Source organism: Streptomyces sp. NPDC057486, from assembly GCF_042802415.1.
Classification (GTDB): Bacteria; Actinomycetota; Actinomycetes; order Streptomycetales; family Streptomycetaceae; genus Streptomyces; species Streptomyces yanii.
Map to the genome: position 1 here is coordinate 1 of NZ_JBHVEE010000229.1, position 8891 is coordinate 8891.

8 protein-coding genes are annotated in these 8891 nt (G+C 69.9%); all 8 read right to left on the reverse strand.

Going from position 1 to position 8891, the window contains the following annotated elements:
- On the reverse strand, nucleotides 1-176 hold a 176-nt coding region (locus ACFU6I_RS46655; RefSeq protein ID WP_376668585.1), incomplete at its 3' end, for a flavodoxin-dependent (E)-4-hydroxy-3-methylbut-2-enyl-diphosphate synthase.
- Between the two features lie 4 nt (nucleotides 177-180).
- The gene (gene hpnH / locus ACFU6I_RS46660) at nucleotides 181-1200 is read right to left on the reverse strand and encodes an adenosyl-hopene transferase HpnH (protein WP_345516373.1); all 1020 of its coding nucleotides are present in this window, start codon (nucleotides 1198-1200) and stop codon (nucleotides 181-183) included.
- Nucleotides 1201-1205: 5 nt separating this feature from the next.
- A complete protein-coding gene (locus ACFU6I_RS46665; protein WP_384380138.1) occupies nucleotides 1206-1865 on the reverse strand; it encodes a 1-hydroxy-2-methyl-2-butenyl 4-diphosphate reductase in 660 nt (219 codons plus the stop codon).
- A complete protein-coding gene (gene shc, locus ACFU6I_RS46670; protein WP_384380141.1) occupies nucleotides 1865-3865 on the reverse strand; it encodes a squalene--hopene cyclase in 2001 nt (666 codons plus the stop codon). The genes ACFU6I_RS46665 and shc overlap by 1 nt, the downstream gene beginning before the upstream one ends.
- A 104-nt stretch (nucleotides 3866-3969) precedes the next feature.
- Complete coding sequence (locus ACFU6I_RS46675; RefSeq protein WP_266978998.1) at nucleotides 3970-5073, reverse strand: polyprenyl synthetase family protein; 1104 nt, start codon at nucleotides 5071-5073, stop codon at nucleotides 3970-3972.
- Nucleotides 5070-6458 (reverse strand): hydroxysqualene dehydroxylase HpnE, encoded by a 1389-nt coding sequence (gene hpnE / locus ACFU6I_RS46680; RefSeq protein ID WP_384380144.1) that lies wholly within the window; start codon nucleotides 6456-6458, stop codon nucleotides 5070-5072. Before hpnE ends, ACFU6I_RS46675 begins: the two co-directional genes overlap by 4 nt.
- 160 nt (nucleotides 6459-6618) lie before the next feature.
- Complete coding sequence (gene hpnD / locus ACFU6I_RS46685; protein ID WP_384380150.1) at nucleotides 6619-7539, reverse strand: presqualene diphosphate synthase HpnD; 921 nt, start codon at nucleotides 7537-7539, stop codon at nucleotides 6619-6621.
- A 29-nt stretch (nucleotides 7540-7568) separates the two neighbouring features.
- Nucleotides 7569-8489, reverse strand: coding sequence for a squalene synthase HpnC (gene hpnC, locus ACFU6I_RS46690; protein ID WP_384380147.1), 921 nt, complete (start codon nucleotides 8487-8489; stop codon nucleotides 7569-7571).
- Nucleotides 8490-8891 lie beyond the last annotated feature (402 nt).

An 8891-nucleotide genomic window follows, 5' to 3' on the forward strand; every position in this document is an offset into this window, starting at 1 on the left:
TGCAACGTCGCACCCACGTCCGACGTACGGGTCGTGGTCATCGACTGCACCGACACCGGCGCATCCCCACCGACCGCCACCGACCCGACCTGGATGCGCCGCGAGGGGCGACGCATCGCGAGCGGCCGGGCCGGGAGCTCGGGGAGACCCAGTGCGACTGGTTCTCCAGAGGTCATGACGTCACCGGTTCCCGGAGACCGTTTCCCGCGCGGCGCGCAGGGATTCCTTCAGCGACCCCATCGTGGCGAGGACGGCGGTCGGCTCGTAGCCGCAGTGCGCCATGCAGTTGGCACAGCGCGGGTCCTTGCCGCGGCCGTACTTGTCCCAGTCGGTCTCCTCGATGAGTTCCCGGTACGTCGGGACGTACCCGTCGCTCATCAGGTAGCACGGTCTCTGCCACCCGAAGAGCGAGTAGTTGGGGATCGCCCAGGCCGTGCACGGGAAGTCCGCCTTGCCCTCCAGGAAGTCCAGGAAGAGCGGCGAGTGGTTCAGCCGCCAGCGGGCCCGGTTGCCGCCCGCGAAGGATTTCTTGAAGAGCTCGCGGGTCTGCTCGACGCCGAGGAAGTGCTCCTGGTCGGGTGCCTTCTCGTACGCGTAGGCGGGCGAGATCATCATCTCGTCGACCTTCAGATCGTCATTGAGGTAGTTGAGGACCTCGATGACGGTCTGCGGGGTGTCGGTGTTGAAGAAGGTGGAGTTCGTGGTGACCCGGAAGCCGCGCCGCTTGGCCTCCTTGATCGCCGCGACCGCCTCGTCGAAGACGCCTTCCTTCGCGACCGATTCGTCGTGCCGCTCACGCAGGCCGTCGATGTGCACGGCGAAGGCGAAGTACGGCGAGGGGGTGAATTTCTCGATCTTCTTGCGGAGCAGCATCGCGTTGGTGCAGAGGAAGACGTACTTCCTCCGCGCGACCAGCTGCCGCACGATTTCGTCGATCTGCGGGTGCATCAAGGGTTCGCCCCCCGCGATGGACACCATCGGGGCACCCGATTCCAGCACCGCGCCGACGGCCTGGGCCACCGGCATGCGCTGCTTCAGGACTCCGGCCGGATGCTGGATCTTTCCGCAGCCCTCGCACGCCAGGTTGCAGGCGAACAAAGGCTCCAGCTCGACAATCAGCGGGAACTTGTCCCGCTTGCGGAGCTTTTGTTCAAAGAGGTACGTCGCAACCTTGATGGTCTGACGGAGCGGCATGGCCATCTAGCTCACCTCCTGGGGAGCAGCAAAGATCGGTGCCATTCATAGAAAGCAGGTAGGACGGCACGAAGAACACGGAAGGCTGATATTCCACCGCGTACTGTGCCGATACGGACGAGCTCGTGCTCCGGAGCGTCCACGACCACCCGTACAGCCGCAACCGGACGCGACCCGGTGCGCACGGCGGTACGAAGAGTGGCGGCGGACTCCATGTCCACCGCGATCGCCCCGGTCGCCCACAGTTCGGCCCGCTCATGTCCGCGTACGACATGGCCGGAACCGGTCAGCGGGCCGATGTGGACGGTGCGGCTGGGCACCGCCCCGGCGAGTGCCTCGGCGAGCACATCCACGCCGGTACAGGCCGTCGACTCCCCGGCGTCCCGGGTCTCGTCGGCGACCACCAGGTCCCCGGGGTGCATGCCCGGTGCGAGTCCGGCACAGAACCCGGAGGCAATGACCGCGGAGCCGGGCGTCCGGTCCTGGGCGAGCGCGCGTTCCACGGCCGTCTCGGCGGCTTTCGGACCCATGCCCGTACGGAGCACGGTCACCGTGCCCGGGGCGTCGCCGGCCCGCCCTCTGCCGCTGCGCAGTGCCAGTTGCTCGATACCGAGCGCGCAGGCGATCAGCAGAGGCGCTGCGGGGCCGGGTGGCCCCGGGGTATCGCCCATCAGTCCCCCTCGCCGGTGGCCGTGCGAGCGGCGAAGGGGTCACCGTGCACGTACCGCCCGAGCGCGGTGAGAGGGAAGACCTGGCGGTAGAGGTGGTAGTTGATGGAGAAGTCCCAGGGGAACCCGGTGCCGGTGAAGTACGGCTCGTCCCAGGACCCGTCGGCCTGCTGGTTCTCGGTCAGCCAGGCGACGCCGCGGGACACCGCCGTGCTGTCCCGCCGGTCGGCGGCGAGGAGGGCGAGGAGGGCCCACGCGGTCTGGGAGGCAGTGGACGAGCCGTGCCCGATCCACTTCTCCTCCCGGTACGAGCGCAGGTCCTCGCCCCAGCCGCCGTCGTCGTTCTGGACGGACTCCAGCCAGCCAACCGCCCGGCGGATCGCCGGATGGGAGGCGGGCAGCCCGGCAGCGATCAGGGCCGGCACCACCGACCCTGTTCCGTAGACGTAGTTGACGCCCCAGCGGCCGAACCAGGCACCGCTCGCCTCCTGTTCGGCGAGCAGCCACTCGATACCGCGCCGGGCGGCGGGGTGGTCGGACCGCCCCTCCACGGCGAGCATCTCCACCACATGTCCGGTGACATCGGCGGACGGCGGGTCGATGACCTCTCCGAAGTCGCAGAACGGCAAACGGTTGGGAAACGGGCTGGTGTTGTCTGCGTCGAATGCGCCCCAGGCTCCGTTGCGGGACTGCATGCCGAGGTTCCAACGCACCCCGCGTTCGATGGCGGCCTCGATACTGGCCGGGTTGGGGTGCCGGACCCGGCGCAGTGCGAGGACCACCTCGGCGGTGTCGTCGATGTCCGGGTAGTTGTCGTTGTGAAACTCGAACGCCCATCCGCCTGGGTCCAGTTGAGGTCGACGCACGGACCAGTCGCCGGGCCTGACGATCTCCTCGCCAAGCATCCAGTCCGCCGCTTTGACGAGCGCGGGATGGTCGGGCCTGACTCCGGCATCGGCGAGCGCGATGGTGGCGAGGCAGGTGTCCCAGACCGGTGACTGGCAGGCCTCGATCATGCGGGCGCCGTCCTCGCGCCAGACTGCGAACCGGTTCAGCGAATCCAGTCCGGCCCGCATCACGGGGTGGTCGAGGTCGTAGCCGAGGAGGTGAAGGGCGATGACGGAGTACACGGCGGGCGGCTGGATGCCGCCCCAGCAGCCGTCGTTCTCCTGGCGTTCGATGATCCAGCGGGCGGCCACGTTCATGGCGATCCGGCGCAGCCGGCGCGGGGCCACCTTGTGGTAGACGTGCAACGCCTTGTCGAGACGCTGGAAGACACCGTCCCAACTGGCCGCCGGGGCGGGGCGCCTGGGCGGGTTCGGGACGAGCGGGTCGGTGTGCAGCTCGTCGAGGGCGAAGGGCGCGGGCCGTACCGGCCGCTTCGCCGAGACGACGGTCAGCGGCACAATGGTCTGCCGGGCCCAGCAACCGAAGTCGTAGATGTTGAGCGGGACCCACTTCGGGAAGAACATCAGCTCCGGTGGGAGCTCCGGCAGGTCGTCCCATTTCCACCAGCCGAAGAGGGCCAGCCAGATGCGGGTGAAGACGCGGCTCTCCGCGATGCCGCCCTGTTCCCGGATCCACCCGGAGGCTCGGGCCATGTGCGGCTCGTCCGGCCGGTCTCCGGCCAGTCGCAGTGCGACATAGGCCTCAATGGTGGCGGAGAGGTCGCCCGGGCCGCCGTAGAAGGTGGCCCAGGTGCCGTCGACGAGTTGCTCGCCGCGGATGAAGAGTCCGGCCGCCTCGACGGTGGCCGGGTCCTGAATGCCGAGGAACTGACGGAGCAGCAGGTCCTCGGCGTCCATCGTGACGTTGGTGGCGAGGTCGCCCTTCCACCAACCCTGGGCGTCCTGCCTGCCGAGGAGATGCTCCACCGAGCGTTCCGCGGCCCGCCGCGCGGCGGCGAGCACATCGTCCGCGGCGATGGTTGATTCGGTCGGTTCGCTGGCCGAGGCTGCGCGGGGGTTCACAGCCCCGGTGCTTCCGTCGGTCGTCGCTGTCATGGCTTCCCCTTCGTGCAGTTGGTCCTCTGCTGTGCTGGGGTCTCCGTCGGCCGGCGCCCCCTACGGGCACCGGCCGGCGACTGCGAGTCATATGCGAATGGTGATCATCTCTTTCGTACGACGACGAAGTCCGCGAGCGCAGTGAGCTGCGCCCGCACGGTTTCCGGCATGTCGACACCGTGCAGCGCCTCGATGGCGACCGCATGCTGCCGACGGGCCTCCTGGGCGGTCCACTCCCGGCCGCCCGCCTCCTCGATGAGCGCCGCCCGGGCGGCGAACTCCTCCTCGGAGAAACTGTCGAAGTCGCTGCTCTTGGCGTCCGCAGCAAGCAGTTCACCGAGGCGCTCCGAGGCCGGTCCGCCCGCGGCGAGCGCGGCGACGACCGGCAGGGACTTCTTGCGCTGACGCAGATCGCTCCAGGTCTGCTTGCCGGTGGACTCCGGGTCGCCCCAGATACCGAGCAGATCGTCGACGGCCTGGAAGGCGAGGCCGAGGTGGTAGCCGTACGCCTCCAGGGTGTCGGCGGTGCGGTCGTCGGCGCCGCCGAGCACCGCGCCGATGGACACGGCGCAGGCGAGCAGGGCACCCGTCTTGTTGCCCTCCATCTCCAGGCACTCCTCGACGGTGACCCGCTCGCGGTGCTCGTAGGAGATGTCCTGGGCCTGCCCGTCGATGAGCTTGCGGCTGGCGGTGGTCAACCGACGGGCCGCACGGCCCGCCTCGACCGTGCCGAGCTCCAGCAGGATCTCGTTGGCCAGCGCGAAGAGCGCGTCGCCGACCAGGATCGCCTGGGCGGGGCCGTGCACCTTCCACACGGTGTCGCGGTGACGGCGCTGCTCGTCGCCGTCCATCAGGTCGTCGTGCAGCAGCGAGAAGTTGTGCACGAGTTCGACGGCGACGGCGCCGGGGATGCCTGCCTCGGCGGCGGCGCCCGCCGCCTCCGCGGACAGCAGGGCGAGCGCCGGGCGGACGGCCTTGCCGCCGTCGCCGTCGGCGGGGCGGCCCTGAGCGTCGATCCAGCCGAAGTGGTAGGCGGCGACGGTGTCCATGGGCGGTGCGAGCCGGTCAACGGCGGCCCGGAGCACCGGAGCGGACATGGCCCGTCCGCGCTCCAGAAGCGCGGTGACGTCCGCGGTGTCTGCCACGGTGTCAAAAGCCGGATTCGCCGGGGTCACTGACTCTCCTCTTGTTCCGGTGGTACTGCTCATGCCGCCTCCTGCAGCGGATGTTCATGGGTGCGGCCGAGCGAGGAGAGCGCGGCGCCGGCGGCGCTGAACCCGCTGCGGACAGCGCCCTCCATGGTCGCGGGCCAGCCCGTGGCCGTCCATGCTCCGGCCAGAAGGAGGCCGGGGGTACGAGTGCGGGTCCCGGGGCGCAGCCGGCCGACGCCGGGGGCGGGGGCGAAAGTCGCCGTCCGCTCACGGGTGACGAAGAAGTCCCTGATGCCGGCTCCGCGGGCGGCGGGGAGCAGCCGCTCCAGTTCGGGCAGGTAGCGACGGCGCAGTTCGGCGACGGGCAGGTCGATCTCGTCGTCGGCCGCGGACTGGGAGATCGCGAGGTACTGCCCCGGCCCGGTGAGTCCGGAGGCGTCCGTACGGTCGAAGACCCACTGGACCGGGGAGCCGAGTGCGGCGAAGAACGGGCGGCGCAGCACCTTGCGGTCGTAGACGACGTGCACATTGAGGATCGGCGAGGTGCCGATGTCGAGCAGCCTGTCCGGCGCGTCGAGTGCGCCCTCGGGCAGCAGCCCGTGGGTCTCCCGCTGGGGAACGGCGAGGACGACGGTGTCCGCCTCGATCCGTTCGGCGCCCGCGTCGACGATCCAGCGTCCGTCCTCGGTACGGGAGAGGCCGTCGGCCTTGGTGCGCAGCTCGGTCCGTACGCCCGCGGAGTCGAGCGCCTTGCGGGCCTGCGTGTCGTGGACCTCGCCGAGCGGCACGCTCGCCCAGCCGATGTCGGCGGCGCCGGGCTCGGAGAGAAGTCCGGTCTTGAAGACCTTCGCGGCGAGGGCCAGCGAGGAGTTCGGTGCGGTGGCGTTGAGTGTGGCGACGCCGACCAGGTCCCAGAGGGCCTCGATGGTGCGCGGGGACTGTCCGTGCCGGGCCAGCCAGCTGCCGAAGTCGACGGTGTCGAGCGCCGGGTCCTCCGGGTCGAGGCGGCCGAGTGCCAGCGCGGCACGTCCGACGGACGCCCGTTCGGCGAGCGAGAGATGCGGATAGCCGGCGAGTCCCGCGGCGAGGTGGAACGGGACCGGGAGCGCATTGCGGCGCAACCGTCCGAGCCGGGGCCCCGAAGAGCGTCCGACATCGAGAACGGGCACGTCCAAACGGTTTTGCAGGGGTGCCAGACGGGCGCCGTCGACACGGTCGAGGAACCAGCGGTACGCGGTGCAGCAGCGCAGATAGACATGCTGCCCGTTGTCGACCGTCAGTTCGCCGCGACGGAAGGAGAAGGCGAGTCCGCCGAGCCGGGGCCGCCCTTCGAGCAGAGTCACGTCAAGCCCGGCATCGGCGAGACGCAGGGCCGCGGTGATGCCGGCGAGTCCGCCGCCGATCACGACGGCGCGGGAGGAGCGCAGGGCCTCGTCGGTCATGCGTCCTCCCTCCGTTTCCGCCGGGTCGAACCGGCTGGGCTGGTCATGTCGGTCAGGCACGTCGTTTCAGTCAGGGACGCGTCATCCCGTCGGAGGGTTGCCCGCCGACGAGACCGGTTGTCCGTGATGCACATGTTGCGCGAGTTGTCCGCGATACGCATCAGACACGCCCCCGGGCCGTCCGGCGCGAAATGTACCGCGCGTCCAGACCCGACAGGCCACGCACCGCGACATACGCCTTCTCGTGACCCGGCAGCGAGACCCGCCCGCGCAGCACCGCCTCCGGGTCACGCTCGATCCGGTCGAGCAGCCGCCGGTAGATACCGGCCATGGCGGCGACGCAGGCGCCACTGCGGCGGTCCAGCATGGGCAGCAGCCGGTAGCCCTCGGCGAAGAGGGCACGCGCGCGCCGGACCTCGAAGTGGACCAGCCCGGCGAAGTCCGAGCCCGGCGGCGGTGTGGCCCGGTGGAAACCGGCGGAGCAGCCGAATTTGGCAAGGTCGTCGGAGGGCAGATACGTACGCCCGTTGCCCGCGTCCTCGCGGACGTCCCGGAGGATGTTGGTGAGCTGCAGGGCGAGGCCGAGCGTGTCGGCGTACTCCGCGGCCCGGTCCGCGCCGGGCGCACCCGGTTCCGTCCCGAAGACGCCCAGGCTGAGCCGCCCGATGGCTCCGGCGACACACCGGCAGTAGACCTTGAGGTCGTCCCACGTCTCGTACGTCGCGCCGCGCACGTCCATCAGCACGCCGTCGATCAGCTCGTCGAGCCCACCGAGCGGCAGCGGAAACCGGCGCGCGGCGTCGGCGAGCGCGACAGCCACCGGGTCGGTGTCGTCCTCCTCGATCGCGCCGTCCCGGATCCGGCCCAGGAGTGTGCGGGTGCCCTCCAACCGGGTCCGCTTGGTCTCCTGGTCCAGCTCTCCGTCGCCGATGTCGTCGACCCGGCGGGAGAAGGCGTACAACGCCGACATGGCCTGCCGCTTCTCGGTGGGCAGCAGCCTGATTCCGTACGCGAAGTTACGCGCCTGCTGTCCGGTGACGGCCTCGCAGTAACTGTATGCGGCCTGTACCGGCGCCGACATGTACGTCGTCTGTCCCTCCACGGTCCGGCTCACCCCTCTCTACGCGCTCTTCGCAAGACAACTCCCACCTCGCGCAGCAGGCTGGGCTTGGTGGACTTGGGCGGTCCGGGCAGTACGTCGAACCCGGCGGCCGCGATCGCGGTGAGGGCGGCCCGCCCCCCTCCCACAAATCCGGCGAGAAGCAGCTTGAGCCTGCCGTGGACGCTACCCACGAGGGGGGTGCCTTCATTCAGCAGGTTCCGGGCGCGTTCTGCTTCGTATGCAACCAGTGCGCGCACCGATGCGCCCCCGGAGGGGGTTGCGAGGTCGGCCTCGGTGACATGGAACCGGGCCATGTCCTCGGCCGGCAGATAGATCCGGTCGCGACCGAGATCCTCGGTGACGTCCTGGAGGTGCTCGACGATCTGCAGGGCGGTGCAGACGGCGTCGGAGCGGCGGATCCGCTCGGGGCTCGCGGTCCCGGTGATGCCGAGGACCAGCCGGCCGACGGGATTGGCTGAGAGCTCGCAGTAGGCGAGCAGTTCCTCGTACGTCCCGTACCGCCGGACCTTCTGGTCCTGCCGGTTCGCCTCGATGAGCCCCAGGAACGGTTCGGGGGTGAGCGAGCAGCGCCGCACGGTGGGGCGCAGTGCGCGGAGCAGCGGGTGGCGCGGGCCGTCGCCGGCGGGGTCGAAGACGCGGTGCAGATCGGTCTCGAAGGCGTCGAGCATCGCCAGCCGGTCATCGGTCTGTGCCGGATCGAGTCCGAGGTGGCGGGCGTCGGCGCCACCGGGGGCGAGGTCGCCGTCGCCGATGTCGTCGACGAGGCGGGCGTACCCGTACACGGCCATCAGATCGTTACGCCACGCGCGCGGCAGAAAGAACGGGGCCACAGGAAAGTTCTCGTCCGCGGCCTTGTCGAGCGTGGCGGGGACGGCGGCGTCATTCCGCGCCTGCCGGGTTCGATTCACCACGGACCGCCCGACGCGGGGACGGCATATACACCTCGGAGCTGGAGATTTTCCGTCATTGCCGTCACATCTCCCGTTCTACACTGCCGACCCAAAACATCCCATTCCGGACACGCCGCCCGCTCTCCCGAGTGCGGAGGACCGTCTAGGGTCGGTACTCCCAGGCGGTATCGCCCCACTTGCCACGAATCAGCACCGGTACAGCTTACGTTGTACAACTCTCAGCCATACGCCCGGGTGCAGTGCGCACTGCAACAACGCTGCCTTTCCCGTCAACCTTCCCCGTGCGCAAGGAAATTGACGTCATCCGACGGGAGGAGATCGCCCCTGGCGTGGCGCAGAGCCCGGTGCAAGCGCGCCGGATGCCCACGATCCGGACACGGCAGCGGCCTCCGCCGGAAC

Bases quoted from the DNA above. Each gene is read 5' to 3' on its own strand.
- hpnD (WP_384380150.1), bottom strand. From the start codon at position 7,539: ATGTCGGCGCCGGTACAGGCCGCATACAGTTACTGCGAGGCCGTCACC.
- shc (WP_384380141.1), bottom strand. From the start codon at position 3,865: ATGACAGCGACGACCGACGGAAGCACCGGGGCTGTGAACCCCCGCGCA.
- hpnE (WP_384380144.1), bottom strand. From the start codon at position 6,458: ATGACCGACGAGGCCCTGCGCTCCTCCCGCGCCGTCGTGATCGGCGGC.
- ACFU6I_RS46665 (WP_384380138.1), bottom strand. From the start codon at position 1,865: ATGGGCGATACCCCGGGGCCACCCGGCCCCGCAGCGCCTCTGCTGATC.
- hpnH (WP_345516373.1), bottom strand. From the start codon at position 1,200: ATGGCCATGCCGCTCCGTCAGACCATCAAGGTTGCGACGTACCTCTTT.
- ACFU6I_RS46675 (WP_266978998.1), bottom strand. From the start codon at position 5,073: ATGAGCAGTACCACCGGAACAAGAGGAGAGTCAGTGACCCCGGCGAAT.